This is a genomic window from Pseudomonas sp. GW822-FHT06D10, assembly GCF_058799535.1.
In genome coordinates this window covers 23,514-40,266 of record NZ_JBXALN010000004.1, presented here as the reverse complement: position 1 = coordinate 40,266, position 16,753 = coordinate 23,514, and the positions used below count along the sequence as shown (strand labels likewise).

At 57.7% G+C, this 16,753-nt stretch carries 15 protein-coding genes and 1 pseudogene; 13 read left to right on the top strand and 3 right to left on the bottom strand.

Going from position 1 to position 16,753, the window contains the following annotated elements:
• Positions 1-10: 10 nt before the first annotated feature.
• Together AC1RL5_RS13860 and AC1RL5_RS13855 are read left to right on the top strand one after the other, a co-directional pair.
• Entirely contained in the window at positions 11-274 is a 264-nt protein-coding gene (locus AC1RL5_RS13860) for a hypothetical protein (protein ID WP_492589569.1), read from the top strand.
• Positions 275-276: 2 nt separating this feature from the next.
• Positions 277-465, top strand: a complete 189-nt coding sequence (locus tag AC1RL5_RS13855; protein ID WP_236203763.1) for a DUF6360 family protein — start codon at positions 277-279, stop codon at positions 463-465.
• Between the two features lie 46 nt (positions 466-511).
• Here the strand turns inward: AC1RL5_RS13855 and AC1RL5_RS13850 are convergent, their stop codons facing one another.
• Positions 512-1,180, bottom strand: a complete 669-nt coding sequence (locus AC1RL5_RS13850; RefSeq protein ID WP_492589568.1) for a phytanoyl-CoA dioxygenase family protein — start codon at positions 1,178-1,180, stop codon at positions 512-514.
• 290 nt (positions 1,181-1,470) lie between these two features.
• Between AC1RL5_RS13850 and AC1RL5_RS13845 the strand changes: the two genes are divergently transcribed.
• The 7 genes from AC1RL5_RS13845 to AC1RL5_RS13815 all read left to right on the top strand — a co-directional run bounded on the left by AC1RL5_RS13845 (position 1,471) and on the right by AC1RL5_RS13815 (position 9,984).
• Positions 1,471-1,764 carry a DUF3077 domain-containing protein gene (locus AC1RL5_RS13845; protein WP_492589567.1) on the top strand — a complete coding sequence of 98 codons (294 nt, stop codon included), beginning with the start codon at positions 1,471-1,473 and terminating at the stop codon, positions 1,762-1,764.
• A gap of 368 nt (positions 1,765-2,132) precedes the next feature.
• The gene (locus tag AC1RL5_RS13840) at positions 2,133-4,022 is read left to right on the top strand and encodes an ATP-dependent nuclease (RefSeq protein ID WP_019093815.1); all 1,890 of its coding nucleotides are present in this window, start codon (positions 2,133-2,135) and stop codon (positions 4,020-4,022) included.
• Positions 4,019-5,734 (top strand): UvrD-helicase domain-containing protein, encoded by a 1,716-nt coding sequence (locus AC1RL5_RS13835; RefSeq protein WP_123482899.1) that lies wholly within the window; start codon positions 4,019-4,021, stop codon positions 5,732-5,734. The genes AC1RL5_RS13840 and AC1RL5_RS13835 overlap by 4 nt, the downstream gene beginning before the upstream one ends.
• A gap of 357 nt (positions 5,735-6,091) precedes the next feature.
• The gene (locus AC1RL5_RS13830; RefSeq protein ID WP_148051369.1) at positions 6,092-7,042 is read left to right on the top strand and encodes a hypothetical protein; all 951 of its coding nucleotides are present in this window, start codon (positions 6,092-6,094) and stop codon (positions 7,040-7,042) included.
• A 569-nt stretch (positions 7,043-7,611) separates the two neighbouring features.
• Positions 7,612-8,835 (top strand): hypothetical protein, encoded by a 1,224-nt coding sequence (locus AC1RL5_RS13825; protein ID WP_148051368.1) that lies wholly within the window; start codon positions 7,612-7,614, stop codon positions 8,833-8,835.
• A gap of 269 nt (positions 8,836-9,104) precedes the next feature.
• Positions 9,105-9,863, top strand: a complete 759-nt coding sequence (locus AC1RL5_RS13820) for a hypothetical protein (protein ID WP_492589566.1) — start codon at positions 9,105-9,107, stop codon at positions 9,861-9,863.
• Positions 9,847-9,984 carry a hypothetical protein gene (locus AC1RL5_RS13815; protein WP_019094452.1) on the top strand — a complete coding sequence of 46 codons (138 nt, stop codon included), beginning with the start codon at positions 9,847-9,849 and terminating at the stop codon, positions 9,982-9,984. Before AC1RL5_RS13820 ends, AC1RL5_RS13815 begins: the two co-directional genes overlap by 17 nt.
• A gap of 50 nt (positions 9,985-10,034) precedes the next feature.
• On the opposite strand, the pseudogene AC1RL5_RS13810 reads toward AC1RL5_RS13815, so the two are convergent.
• Positions 10,035-10,627, bottom strand: a pseudogene (locus tag AC1RL5_RS13810) (cupin domain-containing protein); the annotation flags it as partial.
• 107 nt (positions 10,628-10,734) lie between these two features.
• Positions 10,735-12,687, bottom strand: a complete 1,953-nt coding sequence (locus tag AC1RL5_RS13805; protein WP_492589565.1) for an oxidoreductase — start codon at positions 12,685-12,687, stop codon at positions 10,735-10,737.
• A 214-nt stretch (positions 12,688-12,901) separates the two neighbouring features.
• Here AC1RL5_RS13805 and AC1RL5_RS13800 point away from each other — a divergent pair, with 214 nt between their 5' ends.
• The 4 genes from AC1RL5_RS13800 (at position 12,902) to AC1RL5_RS13785 (ending at position 16,752) form a co-directional block, all read left to right on the top strand.
• Entirely contained in the window at positions 12,902-13,963 is a 1,062-nt protein-coding gene (locus AC1RL5_RS13800; protein WP_169891796.1) for an ABC transporter substrate-binding protein, read from the top strand.
• 73 nt (positions 13,964-14,036) lie between these two features.
• Positions 14,037-14,831, top strand: a complete 795-nt coding sequence (locus AC1RL5_RS13795; protein ID WP_492589564.1) for a class II aldolase/adducin family protein — start codon at positions 14,037-14,039, stop codon at positions 14,829-14,831.
• 482 nt (positions 14,832-15,313) lie between these two features.
• Positions 15,314-15,952, top strand: a complete 639-nt coding sequence (locus AC1RL5_RS13790; RefSeq protein ID WP_053151166.1) for a TetR family transcriptional regulator C-terminal domain-containing protein — start codon at positions 15,314-15,316, stop codon at positions 15,950-15,952.
• Positions 15,953-16,035: 83 nt separating this feature from the next.
• Positions 16,036-16,752: a response regulator gene (locus tag AC1RL5_RS13785; protein ID WP_011061002.1), complete on the top strand. Its 717-nt coding sequence runs from the start codon at positions 16,036-16,038 to the stop codon at positions 16,750-16,752.
• Position 16,753 lies beyond the last annotated feature (1 nt).

Below are 16,753 nucleotides of genomic sequence, written 5' to 3'. Positions count from 1 at the left end.
GAATACCCCCATGAGCCAACTCACCGCACTGATTGCCCAAGCCAAAGCCGGGCTGTCGGTCCAGCAAAACATTCCCCAGGAACGCTGGGAGGCCATCGCCACCCAGTGCGGCGCGGCGGAAATCGCCGAGATCAAAACCCGCATCGCCTCACTCAAGGCAGACAGGGAAGCCGTCGAAGACTGGGACGGCGACACCCGCGATGACCTGTATTTCGCCATCGCCGACTTCACCCGCCTGCTGGAACTGGCCAGCGCCCACGCACAAGGTGAATGAACATGCCGATTGACCGCACAACGGATTATTTCGAGAGCAGCGAGGGCGCCGTGCGCCTATGGATAGAGCAGGGCAGTGCCATTCATCTCAAGGCCATCAGCCCGCACAACGACCCGGTGGAACTGACGGCGGAACAGGCCCTGGAACTGGCCCAGGCACTGCAACGTTTGGCCAGCCGCCTGGCCGACTGAATGAGCGCCACGCTTTGGCTGACGCACCCCTGGCGCCCGAGCCCACTCAGACAAAATCCGCCGGTTCGAAGCGCTCGCTGGTGTCCATGCGGATAGCACGCAGGCCCAGCGTCTGCAGGTGGGACTCATACAGCCCCAGGGCGCAATAGCTGACCAGCAAGCTGCGACGGCGCGCACCACTGGGGTTCAGACTGGCCCCATGCACCAGATCGGCATCGAACAGCAGCACGTCCCCCGCATTGCCCGCCAACTGCACCACCCGGGATTCATCACTGAAATCAAAGGGCGCCAACTGCTCCCCGGGGCGATGACTGCCGGGCACGATGCGCGTCGCGCCATTGGCCGGCCCATAGTCATCGAGATAGACCAGCGCCGTGACCCGGTCGCCGAGGCGCTGCTCCGACAGATCCCGGTGCAATACTTGATGACCGCCCCCCGCCAACGGCTCGCGGCCCTCCACCTGAGCCAGAAAAAAGCCTTCCCCGATCAACTCCCCGGCCACCGCCAACAGCGCCGGCAAGCGACACACCGCCTGCACCCGTGCATCCAGATCCACCAGCGCATGACGCCAATCGTGGCCCCGAGGCACCGGCCATTGCTCAGGCCCAATCACCCCCGCCTCGAAAGCGGCCCGCAGCTCATCCAGCCAGTCGGCGGGCAGCGCCTGACGCAGCAACAGGTAACCGTTTTGATGGAGGTGTTCGCGATCGATCATGAGGGGGCAGATGTCCTTATCTGGGGTGGGGGAGAGCATAGCGGCTCGCTAATCCGAGCGACATAACCGGCTACGGTTTAGCGGTTGTCGGACCCTGAGCAGACCGCCTAGTCTGCTGCGGTCGCTGCAAAATCAGCGACCGGGCCTGAGAACCCGATCAGATGCAGGCACATTGTTGATCAGGGAGTTTCAATCATGTCTGCCGGTAATCTGTGTGAAGTTTGCTGCTGTTCCTTTCGCCTTCCTCCGCTCAACAGCCTCTGCTGCCAGACCTTGGCGGGAGGTGCACGATGAGCCATTCAAACTCAATCAAAACCCAAGGTTTTGTCACCTTTGGCCAATGTGCCGATCCTGAACTAACGTTGTTTCGCGTCAATGCGGATGTACCTCTGGAGCAGGCGTTGGAGCAGGCTTCTACCTTGTTGTACTACGCCAAGAAGTTAGCACTGGATGCTGCTATGGAAGAGCAGGGGGAGCGGTATGCGTGGGGTGCGTACTTTTTGGCGGAGATGGGGAAGGCGGTGATTGATGATGCGGGGTTGGGGTTGAGAGAAAGAGGGAGTGGGGGATCAACTCTGAGTTAGGGCAACATCGCACGAAGTAGGTAAAAGCGCCGCTTATCGCTGCTTGATAAGTGGTGTATCTATTACTTGAGAGGCTTCTTTCGGTCAATAGCGGTCAGTCACGGTCGATTGCTAACAGAATCTGTTTATATGTTCGATCGTCCGCGTCGATTTTCCAGTACTCAGGTAAGGACAGATTCAGATTGAAAGTAGCCGACCATATTACTCAGTGCGCCGGTCAAGTCGAATGCGCGAGGATGGTTAGGACTAAACCAATGCGTGGTTAGGCCCTAGTAACCAAGGCCTCTAGCGACGTGCCTCTTTATCCTGCTATTGCGTAACTCAGCCTGAATAGGATTCCATCCGCTAATCAAGGATGGAGCCCACTCATGTACCTAGCTGAACTCAACATTAAAAACTTCCGCAAACTGCATGACGCCAAGCTGAAATTTCAGCGTGGACTGAATGTTCTCGTCGGACCCAACAACGTGGGGAAAAGCGCAGTAGTGGATGCTCTCCGGACCCTCTTGGCGGGGCATGAGGAGCCTTATCCCCGTCTCGATATCGCCGACCGTCATCGACCTACTGAAGGCGAACCCGAAGGCGACATCAGCTTCCACTTCATCTTCAAGGATCTCAGTCACGACGATGAAGCCGACTTCATCGCAGCTCTGCAGCCTGGTACTGACAACGCCATGGAAGCGCACATCCACGTCAGGTACACCGATGCCGATCAGACTGGCCGCTTCCGTGTGAAACGGTGGTGTGGAGATCTCCAGGAGATCCCGCTCACCTCGGACATGATGGAAAACCTACGCGGCGTCTACCTACAACCTCTACGTGACGCCGCCCAAGGGCTGCGTCCAAGCCGAAACAGCCAGTTGGCTCGCCTACTTCACCTCCTGACCGATGATGAGGGACGTAAGGAGATCAACACCTCATTAAAAGAATTAGATGAGCAGTTACAGCAGACCGAGGCGATCAAAAAAACCCATGCAGCGATCTCCACGCGGCACGGCTCTATGATGGGTGAGCAGATGGCGCAGTTACTAGCCGTCGGGCTCAGCACCACCGATTTCCAGCGCCTCTCCGCTCGCCTATCACTGACTGCTCAGTCCATGGAAATTGAGCAAAATGGCCTTGGCTTCAACAACCTGATTTTCATGGCAGTGGTGCTCAGTGAACTGGCTAAAAATCCTGATGCAGCGTACCGAGGCTTGATCGTGGAGGAACCGGAAGCCCACCTGCACCCCCAACTGCAACGCGTTCTTCTCAGCTACCTAGCCGGCATTCCTACTAAAGAAGGTGAAAAGCCGGTTCAGTTGTTTGTCACCAGCCACTCGCCGAACTTCGCCAGCAATTCGAAGCTTGAGTCCTTGGTGTGCTTAATCGAGAACGGAGACGGCGTGGAGACCTTCTTTCCACGTGATGTCCAGTTCTCGAAAGGCAAGCGTGAGAAACTGGAGCGCTACTTAGACGTGACCCGAGCTGAACTGTTTTTCGCCCGCCGCGTCATTTTCGTAGAGGGCGCCGCAGAGCTCATGCTTGTCGACGCGCTCGCGAAAATTTTGGAGTTCGACTTGAAGGAATATGGGATCAGTCTCATCAGTGTCGAGGGTCTGAATTTCGACTCGTTCCTGCCGCTGTTTGGAGAAAAAGGGCTACGAATCCCGGTCTCAGTGATCACCGATGCTGACCCGTTCGAAGAAGAGGTGCTTGAACCCGCTGATGCTCAGCGATCTTCCGAGGATATCCAGGAGGAGCTACTCGCCGAGGCAGCCTACCTCGACGAAGCATATGTAGAAAATGGGAATGAAGCCGAGCCACTGGCCGACGAAGATGGCGAGTCGAATAAAAAAAAGAAGCTAAAAGCAGCATATCCCGCACTTGGCGAGGCCGTTCGGATATCGAGCAACACGCTGAAAATGAAGAAATCCGAAGATCAGTTTGTGAAGGTGTACCACGGGGTGAAAACCCTTGAGTACGACCTGGCGCTATTGGAGGAAAACCGCGACGCCATGCTAAAAGCATTGGCCGAACTTCACCCCAGGATCTCGTTGGCGCTGCGGAAAATAGTGGACAGCGCGCCGGACAACACTGCTAAAGCCAAGGCGCTGTTCTGCGGGATGTTCGAGCGCAAAGACACCAGTAGCAATGTGCAGAAGGGCCGCTTCGGTCAAGCGCTTGCCGAACAGATCGCTTTGACGCCTGGATGCAAGGTCCCGGACTACCTCGAGCAAGCAATCCGACACGTTTGCCAGGGAGCGGAAAAGCCATGAAGCTATCCGATGAGCAGAAAGCTGTAATCGAAGCACCCTTAGAAGCTATGGCGGTCACGGCTTGCGCCGGCAGTGGAAAAACAGCCACAGCTATTCGGCGGCTGATCGCCATTCGGCAAAAGCTGGCCGATCACCGCGGCCGGGTCGTGCTGTTGTCGTTTTCTAATGTCGCTGTAAATACCTTCAACAAGGGTTATGCAGAACTCGCTTCGGATCTGCCGGACGACACAAATCGCATGCGTGTAGAAGTGGACACGTTAGACGGATTCTTCACCCAGTATGTTCTACGTCCCCATGCCTACCGCACTATGGGCGCCACTCGAACCCCCTATCTTGTATCGGGTGCGGAGGCGTTCTTAAGTAGCTTCCAGTACTGGAAGAGCAAAACCGAGCGTCCAATCCCGATCAAGGATGTGCAGGTAGGCGTAGAGAATGGAAAGTCGACTTTCTTCATCGACACCCGAGGGACGGTGGAGCAGCTTGATCGCGGACAGGCAAGGGAACTCATCGAAAAGCTGGGCCGCATCGGGGCTTATACCCATAATTTAGGGCGCTACTGGGTAATTCGAACGTTGCTTCAACAGCCTGCCATTCTGAGGGCATTGGCCACCCGCTATCCGCAGATTCTGGTCGACGAATCACAGGATCTAGGCACGATGCACAAAATGACCTTGGAGTTACTTATCAAGGCGGGAGTGCAGATATCACTGATCGGTGATGTTGATCAGGGCATCTTCGCCTTCGCCGGCGCTGATGGCAGGTTTTTGAAAACTTATGCCGACCGTCCGGAAGTGAAAGGCTACAAGCTTACCCGCAACTATCGCTCCCTCCCTCCGATCATCGAGATAGCCAATCGCCTCTGCGGCCGAAACGATCAGCCAGACAGGCCAGCCGGGAAAGGTGGAGCATTTTTCGTAGGGTACAGCGACGCCGAGTCCCCTAAGCTGATCAGCTCTTTCAAGATTCGTATCGGCGAGCTGGGCATACAGGCAGCAGACGCAGTCATCCTCAGCAGGAACGCGGATCGCGCCGCCAAGCTTGCAGGTATTAAAGCCGCCCCTGGCCAGGGAGTCGTGAACCTTTTTGCAGAGGCTGCATTGGCCCGCGATCACCAGCATCGCTATCAAGATGCTTTCCGTCTTGTATGCAACGCGGTTGTAAGTCTCATCGACGATGCCCCACCCGGACTTAGCTCGACGCTGCAGGGGGCGCCCCATGAAGTCTGGATGCTGGAACTCAGGCGGTTGCTGTGGGCATTCACCCGCAATGCTGAGACTGGGCTACCGTCTTCTTCGCTCCAAGCCAAAGCAGAGTGGCATCCAAAACTTGTCACAAACCTGCGCGCCTTGCTTACCCAAACTGATCAACAGTTCAACCTGAAAACAGTCGCCACGTTCGGAAATAAGATGGCCAAGAAGCGCTTGGAGGACGTCGCGCTCAGCGGCGCCAAAGCTGATCAGGAAGCTCATGGCATAAGAGTTGAAACTGTTCACCAGGTTAAAGGCGAGTCTATCGGTGCAGTGCTCTACGTCGCGACCAAGGTCAACATCAGCGCATTGCTGGCCGGCACGGCTACGGAAGACGGCCGCATCGGCTACGTGGCACTGACGAGAGCGAAAAACCTCTTTTGGCTTGCCGTACCCAACAGCTGCTTGCATGCAATGCGCGCAGACTTAATCAACGCTGGCTTCATCGAGGCCGCGACACAGTAACGATGAGTTTACTAGGCTAGGTCGATCATGCGTATTTGCACTCACGTGACCACACGCTTGCATTCGACGTGACCAGGTACTTGCGTTCGATCTGACCGGTCTTTCGCAAAAGCGGCCACTCTAATGGCCTTGGTGAAGAGGGCAGAACTCCCTGCCAGAGCAAAGAGTAGGAGACAGGGTGCCGCAGCCATGTGAGAACGCCAGCTTGGTGCTACCGCCTGCGCCTGCCGCTGTGCGCCTAGCGCAGGAATGGCTTCGATAGAAACGGCTACGTCAGCAGATAATCCGGAGTTAGGTGGCACATGGCTGCTACGGTATCTACGCTCAGCGTTACAACACAATGCAAGGAGAGCAGATATGCGTAGGGTCTTGGCTTTGATAATGATGCTGTCGCTGGGTGGGTGTGAAACTCTTACGATAGCAATGACAAAAAAAATACAACCACAAGCGGACGAAACTGATGTAGGGATTCTTCAAGTACTAAAAGCCCCGAAATCAGAAAAACCATTGTGGGGGGGCGGCGCGAAAGACCTAGAAACGTACTGCACTCCAGATGGTGCTCACGCTCTTGCTGCGGCTATATGGGTGCCAATTGCTGTTAATTTGGCAATCAAAGCCGGTGGGGCCGCCGCAAGCAAATACGTCAAGGACGTAAAAGAGAGGTCATCAAAATCCACAAAATTTAGGGCATTTGTTGATAGCAGTACTTTGGACGGTGCTAGTTGCATAGTCGCGTATCGTGGACCGGACGTACCAATGAATGGTCAAGTTGGACCGGATAAAAGTCAGCCGTCGGCGGTCGTAGTAATGAAGGTCGAGCATTACGGACAGGCTATGCGACTCGTTCCTATCTATGCATTTGCTCAGAACAGTATTTCGATGACGAAGTGCATTAGTGATTGCAGCGAAAGCACCAAGGCGAATGGGGAAATTAATATTGCCGTTGCAGTTACAGCAACTGCTGCTGTGCCGAATGCATTGCAGGATATCAAGTTGCGAGAGCTCGGCACTGCCACCGTAACCGTGAAGAAGGTCCCGCTTCGTGGCCAACGTATTAAGAAAATTAAAGAGAAAGATTCCACAGGCCAGCTAGTTGATGTAGTGAAGCCAGTTGGCGCTCCATCAGACATCATTGCTCGACCTGCAAATGGCACCGGAGTGCAGCTGACAGTAGTTATGTCTGAGATCGGAGACGTTGCTGGTGACCCTGATGTAGCAGAGGCTGAAATCCAAGCAGCTGTTGAGTCGCTTAGCGTGGGTGCGGAAGCAGAGTTGAAAACCCATTATGAAAGAGAAGCTGAAGACTGATCAAGGTAGCCTAGTTCAGGCTGGCCTATCTCAGGCTGAGTTGACACTGACTTAAGGTAGATAGTGTCCATCCAATTATCTACCAACTACTCCTCAGGCACCTAGAGTTAGCAGGCTAGCGGCAGCTATTGCCTTTTGCTGTCCTTCACCACCGGCAGCTGTCGGCCAGAAGCGGTCAGTCGTGTATCCCAACTCAAGGCCCTGGAACGCTCTTTTACTCCAGCCATAGTGTCAACGAACAGCAGGTCGAATTGCACGAGAGGTTGTGGCGTCTCTGTCCGGTTCATAGGACCCCGTTTTTCAGGTGCAGAACTGATTTGCGCCTTTCTCAAGCATCCTGTCGACCTCCCCCATCGCGGCTCAGAGCCTAGGTCAACTGAGGCCGGCCATGAGCGAAAATCATCAGCCTTTTCGATGATGAATGGGAGCTGCTAAGCACAAAATCTCGTAAAACAAAGACCTTTAGCAATCCATCATTTTTCGACGAACTACTTCTGCCCCACCAAGAAGCCTAAAAACAGCAATCAAAATGTATACTCGACCCTCATCCACAGATGCCAGAATGAAAAATGGACGATTCAACCGTAGATAAATTTCTTTCCACCTTTCCTGGGGCTAAGCGTGCTGCACAAGGGGTCATCATTCCTGCTGGTGATGGCAATATTTTACAAATTTATAATTTACTTAGCTCGAAAGAAACTAAAGGGCTAAGCAATAGTGAAAGTTTTTTTTTAGCATTCTGCTCGAAAAGTGAAATTCTACGACTTAGAGAGCTACGAGGTTCGCACGACTACCTGCTCAGGTTTAGAGCAAATGCAATTGTAGATGCACCTAGAGCTGTACGCGTGATGCGATCCCGCAGGAAAAAATTCGAAAGCACCGGTCGACCATGGGCCCTAACCCATTACTACCATTCTAGGGATAGCCACCATAAGTCTTATCTAAACCTTCTAAAGCGGGCTGACGCCAAACAGCTTAGAAACATCCCTACTGGTCTAGCTTTTATTCCTGATGTGAATGCTTTATGTATACGGTCTCTTGCAGGAGATATCGTAGTAGTCTCGGAGAGCCTAGAACACTTCTACTACTTCATGACCCTAGCATTCTACGGAGATAGTCTTGGAATCGATCCAATCGACCAAGGGGATGCGCTGTTAATTGCAATAAGAATCATGAACGGCTCCGAAGCATTAGATTTTGAAATTGATCCACGAGGTAATCTTGGTCAAGAGCTTGAGAGAAAACTAGCTGGTCTTGTAAAAGCACAAATGCAGTTCACCTTCGGGCATGAATATGCACACTTACTATGCGGCCACTTATCATCAGATGACGCGCCGATTAAGTCAGGGCTAATGGAAAACAGATCTGAAATACTGCAAGACCTTAAGACGTACAACCACAGTCTTGAATATGAAGCTGATTTTTGCGCATTAAACAACTTAAAACACAATCAGGCAGCCTGCCTAGAGGTAACTGAAGGGGCATTTTCAGTATTGCTATACCTACACTTTATAGATGAAGTACGAGAGTTGTATGGGCTTAAGAAGCTTACGATTTCCGCCACACACCCCACCCCGCTCAATAGAATTATAAATCTACATAAAAGCCTTGGCAGATACTCACCACTAACTGACGATATGCTTAAACGCCTTTTAGAAAAAACTCAATACCTATCAAAATTGCTAACACAACGAATTCACAGCTCGGGCAAAGATGACGCGCTAACTTTCTATGGGTCAATTTATCTGTCTAGTTATACATCGAGAGTTAAAAAAGATCGCTATGATTTCTAACAGCTTATCAATTCGCCTCCGACCTCACTGGTTTGAACCTTGAATCGCCCTTAGTTTTGTATGCACGCGAATGACCGCTACCGGCCAAAATCAGTCATCGAGTGACTACGAGTTTAGGGGTGATTCAGAAATAGGAATTATCTGGCACGGCGTATTCGACAAGTCATGAAAGGCAGCATGGCCGTGGAAGCGCTCATTCTGTTCTCTACCAACGTATGGACGATTCAGCCGCAATCGTAATCACAACGAAGATACAAAGGACGCTCCCAGTGGAAAAAGCTTCTCTTAAGAGTTTTTTGGCTATTGTTTCTATTTTTTTAGCCACATTCGCAAGCGCGAATGAAAACAATCTAAAAGTGTCCGCAGAAAGCGAAGAGCTTTACTTCAAAGCGCTGCCTTACCTAGAAAAAATCGATGAAGCACAAAACGACATGTTCACTTTTCGGAAGCAGTTAGCAGTCAACGAAAAGGTTCCCGACCAAAAAAAAGAACAATATAGAGACGAAATGCTTCGGCTTATAAAAGAAGGAATGCCTTTGCTCAAGCGTTCAGCTGAGGAAGGCAACCCAGCAGCGCAGTACCGTCTAGCCTTAATGTTGTCGACTTTTGAATCTCGCGATCAAGTCGCCGAAAAAGTCTGCACTCTCCTAAAGTCCAGTTTCAGTAACGGATTTACTCCAGCGGGTTTGCAGATGCTTTTCTATTGCTTCGATGAGGTTAAAACACCTGGGTATCGGTCACTTGTCGACGCGTTGCCTAATGATGAAACCCTGTATAGCAGGTACTACCCCCAGCCAACGATGATGCCGAGTTGCGATAGAAATAGTCGCTCTGACAGCAAACCAATCGTGTTGCTCGACGAAAAAAGTTTTCGCGCTAACCTTTATATGAGTATGGCGACTCAAATGTTGACGCAAAACCTTAAGCAAGAGCAGGTGCGGTTTCTCAATAAAGCCGCCGAGCATGGATGCGTCAGGGCAATAGAAAGGCTGAAGCTCAGCAGCGCTACTAATGGAGCTCGCCCGTAACTGGGAACACATGATTAACCGCGCCTGGAATGAGATGGGCGAGCACCACGCTCCGCTGACCGCGGCCCAGTTCAGCGAGTGGTTGCGGCAGCAGTTCTACTTCCCAGCCCGTGACAGCTAGTTTTCAGTAAACGAAAGAGCGGTGCATTGCCCTTCCGCTCAGTAGCTCCCTCAAAACGTCGGCGGCGTAATCACCCACAACACCACCGCATCCTCCTCCCCAGGATTCCCATACTTATGCGGTTCCTGGCTGGAGAAACTAAAGCTATCCCCCTCACTCAGCTGAAAATACCGTTCCCCCACCCACAGCTCAAAACTCCCCGACAGCACATACCCGGCTTCTTCCCCCTCATGGCTGTAACTCTCCTTGCTGTACGTCCCCGGCGGAAACCGTGAGTGCAGAAACTCCAACTGCCGGGTCGGTTGCGGGGTCAGCAGTTGATCGATAATCCCGTTCTCATAATTCACCTGCAGCCGCTGTTTCTTGCGCACCACGTACCCCTGATCCTCGGGCGCGGTCTGGGTTTCGCTGGCGAAGAACCATTGGATGGTCACGCCCAGGCTGCGGGCGATGTTGAACAGGGCGGGGATGGAGGGGTAGGCGAGGTTGCGTTCCAGTTGGCTGATGTAGCCGGCGGTGAGTTCGCTCTGCTGGGCCAGTTCGCTCAGGGTCAGGCCGCGGCGTTTGCGCAGGCCGCGGATGCGGGTGCCAAGAAACTGCGGGCCGCCGGGGGCTTGGTTGTCGCTGCCGGGCTCGGGCGGGGTGCTCACGGGCGGCGTCTTGCTGCTTGGGTTCATGGCGGGCTCCGGACCAGGTGAACGGGCGCGTCCGGGCACCCGTCCTGCAAAAGGCCTGGAGTATAAAGCAGCCTCAAAGCGCCCAGGCGACTTTCAAGCCTTCGTGGATGGCTTCTTCGACGGTGCGCGGTGCCAGGCAGTCGCCGATGCGTTGGAAGGGCACCAGGCCTTTGAGTTGTTGGCCGAGGTCGTCCACGGATTGGTGGCCTTGGCACAGGACGAGGCTGTCGACGTTTTCCAGCAACATGGGTTCGCCGCTGGCGGTGTGTTGCAGGTAGACGGTGCTGTCGTCGCAGCCGTAGAGGCGGGCGTAGGGGATGATCGGGATCGCCAGTTTGTGCAGTTCGCCGGCCATCTGGTCGCGCACGTAGAGCGGCAGGTTTTCGCCGCAGTGGGTGCCGTTGACCGCCAGTTGCACCTGGTGCCCGGCGCGTACCAGGCGCTCGGCGATGCCGGGGCCGATCCAGTCGCAGCGCCAGTCGGCCACCACGACGCTGCGGCCCAGTTGCACTTCGTCCCGCAGTACTTGCCAGGCGTCCACCACTTGCAGGTCGCCGCCGCGTTCGAAGTTCGGCCAGTAGGGTTGGGCGCCGGTGGCGATGATTACGTGGTCGGGGTTTTCGCGCTCGATCAGGGCGCGGTCGACTCGGGTGTTGCGCACCACTTCGACACCGGCCAGTTGCATTTCCCGTTGCAGGTTGGTGCTGGCGCCGCCGAATTCGCTGCGCCGGGGCAGCAGTTGCGCCAGTTGGATCTGGCCGCCCAGTTGCGCGCTGGCTTCGTAGAGGGTGACGTGGTGGCCGCGTTGGGCGGCCACCGCAGCGGCTTTCATCCCGGCCGGGCCGCCGCCCACCACCAGGATGCGTTTGCCGCGGGCGCTGGGCTTGGGCTGGCCGTAGAGCAGTTCGCGGCCGGTTTCCGGGTGCTGGATGCAGGAGATCGGCAGGCCCTTGTGAAAGTGGCCGATGCACGCCTGGTTGCAGGCGATGCAGGCACGCACGTCCTCGGCGCGGCCGCTGTCGCTCTTGTTGGGCATTTGCGGGTCGCAGATCAGCGCACGGGTCATGCCGCACACATCGGCCTGGCCCTTGGCGATGATCGCCTCGGCTTCCTGGGGCTGGTTGATGCGCCCGGTGACGAACAGCGGGATCGACAGCCCGGCCTTGAAGGTGCCGGCTTCCCGGGCCAGATAAGCCGCTTCTACCGCCATGGGCGGCACGATGTGCACGGCGCCGCCGAGGGAGGCGGAGGTGCCGGCGACTATGTGCACGTAGTCCAGTTGCCCTTGCAGCAGTTGCACGGCGGCCAGGGATTCGTCTTCGGTGAGGCCTTCGGGGTCGCGTTCATCGGCGGAAATGCGCAGGCCGATGATGAAGTCTTGATCGGTGCTGGCGCGCATGGCGTCGAGGATTTCCCGGATAAAGCGCAGGCGCTGTTCCAGCTCGCCGTTGTAGCCATCGGTGCGGCGGTTGACCCGCGGGTTGATGAACTGCGCCGGCAGGTAGCCGTGGCTGGCCACCAGTTCCACGCCGTCCAGCCCGGCCTGATGCAGGCGCCGGGCGGCGTCGGCGTAGCCCTGGATGATCTCGTCGATCATGTCCTGGTCCAGGGCCCGGGGCATGACCCGGAAGCGTTCGTTGGGCACCGCCGAAGGGGCGTAGGCCACGGCCAGCAGGCCATCGGCGGACTCCATGATTTCCCGCCCCGGGTGGAAGATCTGCGACAGCACCACCGTGCCGTGGGCGTGGCAGGTTTCGGCCAGGCGCCGGTAGCCGTCGATGCAGGCGTCGTCGGTGGCCATCAGCACGTGGCTGGTGTAGCGCGCACTGTCGTGGACCCCGGCCACCTGCAGCACGATCAGGCCGACGCCGCCTTCGGCCCGGGCGCGGTGGTAGGCAATCAGCTGTTCGTTGACCAGGTTGTCGGTGGGCATCGAGGTGTCGTGGCCGCTGGACATGATGCGGTTCTTCAGGCGTTTGCCACGGATCTGCAAGGGTTCGAACAGGTGCGGGAAGGCGCTGGTCATTGCGGTGACTCCAGGCGGGCCAAGGGCAGGGGGCGGGGCCTTGGCGTTGTTATTGTTGGTCTATCAAAATTTACCGCCAGTAAAAAATCAACTTGTTTTTTTACTAAGGCTTGCAGTAGCTTCGATTTGCGCCCGCTCCCGGGGCCAACCTCACAACAATAAAAAAGGGCTGTGCCGGCGCCTGCCGGTGTGGCACCGCGAAGAGGATTCACAGATGAAAGCGCTCACCCGCAAGCACGGTTGTTCTTTCCTGGCCCTGAGCCTCGCCCTGGGTCTGACCCTGGGCCAGGGCACTGCCCAGGCAGCCCCCGACATGGTGGTCGTGGCGTACGGCGGAGCCGGACAAAAAGCCCAGGATGTGGCGTTGTTCCAACCCTTCAGCAAGGCCGATGGCAGCAAGCTGATCCAGAGCGAATACAACGGCGAAATGGCCCGGATCAAGGTCATGGTCGACACCGGCAACGTCGACTGGGACGTGGTGCAGATCGAAGGCCCGGACCTGATGCGCGGCTGCGACGAAGGCATGTACGAGCCCCTGGACTGGAAGGCCCTGGGCCGTGCCGAGCAGCTGATTCCAGATGCCGCCCAGCCCTGCGGCTCGGCGGTGCTGGTGTGGAGCGTGGCCATTGCCTACGACCGCAACAAGCTGGCCAAGGCCCCGACATCCTGGGCGGATTTCTGGGACGTCAAGCAGTTCCCCGGCAAGCGCGGCCTGCGCAAACGCGCGGTGTACAACCTGGAATTCGCCCTGATGGCGGACGGGGTCAAGGTCGAGGACGTGTACAAGGTCCTGGCCACGCCCGAGGGGGTGGACCGGGCCTTTGCCAAGCTCAGCGAACTCAAGCCCTACATCCAGTGGTGGGAGGCCGGGGCCCAGCCGGGGCAGTGGCTGGCCGCCGGTGATGTGGTGATGACTTCCACCTACAGCGGCCGCATCGCCGTGGCCGCCCAGGCCGGCGCGCCGCTGGCGGTGGTCTGGCCCGGCAGCCTGTACGGCATGGACTACTGGGCGATCATCAAGGGCTCGAAACACGTGGATCAGGCCAAGCGCTTCATCGCGTTTGCCAACACCCCTGAAGCCCAGGTCAACTACGTCAAGCAGATCCCCTATGGCCCCACCAACACCCTGGCCGCGGCCAAGCTCGACCCGGCGCTGGCGCAGTGGGTGCCGACCTCGGAACAGAACCTCAAGGGTGCACTGGCGATGGACGTCGGGTTCTGGGTTGATCATGGCGAAGAGCTGGAAGAGCGCTTCAACGCCTGGGCCAGCAAGTAGCCCCAACGGGCTGGACGTCTGCGGATGTCCGGCCCTATTGTTTGCCAGCCCAACAGCCTGGAGGACTCCAACAATGAACAATATCGCTCCCAGCCCCCACGCCCTGACCGAGCGCAGCAGCACCGAGCAGCGCCTGCGGGAAGAATTGGCGGCCTGCTACCGCCTGATCGCGCACTTTCGCATGACCGACCTGATCTTTACCCATATCTCGGTGCGCCTGCCCGGGCCCGAGCATCACTTCCTGATCAACCCCTACGGCCTGATGTTCGAGGAAATCACCGCCTCCAACCTGGTGAAGATCGACCTCAATGGCGAAGCCGTGGAGCCGTCGCCGTACCCGGTGAACCCGGCGGGGTTCGTGATCCACAGCGCGATTCATGGCGCCCGGGAAGACGCCCAGTGCGTGCTGCACACCCACACCAAGGCTGGTTGCGCGGTGGCGGCGCTCAAATGTGGCTTGCTGCCGGTGAACCAGATTTCCATGGAGTTCTATGGCCGCGTGGCCTACCACGACTACGAAGGCGTGGCCCTGGACCTCGGCGAGCAGCAACGGCTGGTGGCCGACCTGGGCGACAAGAGCGTGCTGATGCTGCGCAACCATGGCCTGCTCACCGTGGGCGAAACCGTGAGCCAGGCGTTTTTGCGCATGTACTACCTGGAGAAGGCCTGCGAGATCCAACTGGCGGCCCAGGCAGCAGGGGAGATCGTGCTACCACCGGACGCGGTCTGCGCCCACACCGAACGCCAGTTCAACGACCCGGGCCGGCCGCTGCAGGAAGGCGAACTCAACGACCCGGACGCCATGCAACTGGCCTGGGCAGCGTTGCTGCGCCTGCTGGAGCGCATCGCCCCCGACTACCGCGCCTGACCACACGTGGGTTTGTATCTACCTGTAGCCGCTGCCGAGCCCTGGCGAAGCTGCGAAAAGGCCCGCAGGACCTTGCTTGACGATCTCCAGCCGAACCTGTGTCGTCTTCAAGATCTTTGCGTCCCTGCGACGGAGTGCCGCCCAGACCGTGCGCAGCCTTCGGCAGCGGCTACAGGGACCGCGCCGTTTGTTGTTTTTGTCACGGTGCTCCCGGCTTTGTCATGTGTAGCCGCTGCTGAGCCCTGGCGAAGCTGCGAAAAGGCCCGCAGGGCCTTGCTTGACGATCTCCAGCCGAACCTGTGTCGCCTTGAAGATCGTTGCGTCCCTGCGACGGAATGCCGCCCAGACCGTTCGCAGCCTTCGGCAGCGGCCACAGGAAGCGGTGCGGCTTGGGCGGCCACACAAACGCTGGATAGCCACGGAAGGCCTGTTGTACAGTCGTTCAGTTTCAACTTCCCGCCACCGTCCAAGGAACCCGCCCCATGAGCCAGGAAGCGCGCTTTTCCCGCCTGGAACCCGACCTGCGCAAGGCCGAGCTGATCGAGGCGACGCTGACCTGCCTCAAGCTCCACGGTTTCCAGGGCGCGTCGATCCGCAAGATTTCCGCCGAGGCCGGGGTCTCGGTGGGGCTGATCAGCCATCACTATTCCGGCAAGGACGAGCTGGTGGCCGAGGCCTATCGCGCCATCACCGGGCGGGTCATGAGCCTGCTGCGCGAGGCCATGGAGCAGGCCGCGCCCGACCCCCGGCAGCGGCTGTCGGCGTTCTTTCGCGCCTCGTTCTGCGCCGAACTGCTGGACCCGCGGCTGCTGGATGCCTGGCTGGCCTTCTGGGGCGCGGTGAAGACCGCCGAGGCGATCAACCTGGCCCACGAACATTCCTATGGTGAATACCGTAACGAGCTGGCCGGCCTGCTGGGCCAGTTGGCCGGCATTCAGGGCTGGAAAGGCTTCGACGCCGATCTGGCGGCCATCAGCCTCAGCGCCTTGCTCGACGGCCTGTGGCTGGAATCCGGGCTCAACCCCGGGACCTTCAGCCCGCAGCAGGGCGTGCAGATCTGCGAGGCCTGGGTCGAGGGGCTGCTGGCCAGCGGCGGGCGCGGTTTCGCTGTGCCGACATAGGGCTGTTGATCGGTTGTTCAGTAATGGCTAGGCTGCTGCGCTGTAGGTGGTTTCTCTAATAAAAATAATCAGGAACACAGGCGATGACTCCTCGGGTATTGATCGTCGACGACGATCCGCTGATTCGCGAGCTGCTTCAGGCTTATCTCTCTCAGGAAGGCTACGACGTGCATTGCGCCGCCACCGCGGAGCAGGCGGAGAGCTTTCTCGGCCAGCACACGGTGGACCTGCTGATGCTGGACATCCGCCTGCCGGGCAAGGACGGCCTGACCCTGACCCGGGAACTGCGGGTGCGTTCGGAAGTGGGGATCATCCTGATCACCGGGCGCAACGACGACATCGACCGCATCGTCGGCCTGGAATGCGGCGCCGACGACTACGTGATCAAACCCCTCAACCCCCGCGAGCTGGTGTCCCGGGCCAAGAACCTGATCCGTCGGGTGCGCCAGGCCAGCCCGCCCCAGGCCCCGGCCAACAGCCCGAGCCCGGTCAAGCAGTTCGCCGACTGGGCCCTGGACACCGACCGCCGCCGGCTGATCGACCCGCGGGGCGCTGAAACCCTGCTGACCCACGGCGAATACCAATTGCTCAGCGTGTTCCTGCGCAACAGCGGCCATACCCTGAGCCGCGACCAGTTGATGGACCAGATCCGCAACCGCGAATGGGTGCCCAGCGACCGTTCCATCGACGTGCTGGTGGGCCGCCTGCGGCGCAAGCTGCACGACGACCCGGCCGAGCCGGAGCTGATCATCACCATCCACGGCGCCGGTTACCTGTTCACCGCCAGCGTGGCGGCCTGAA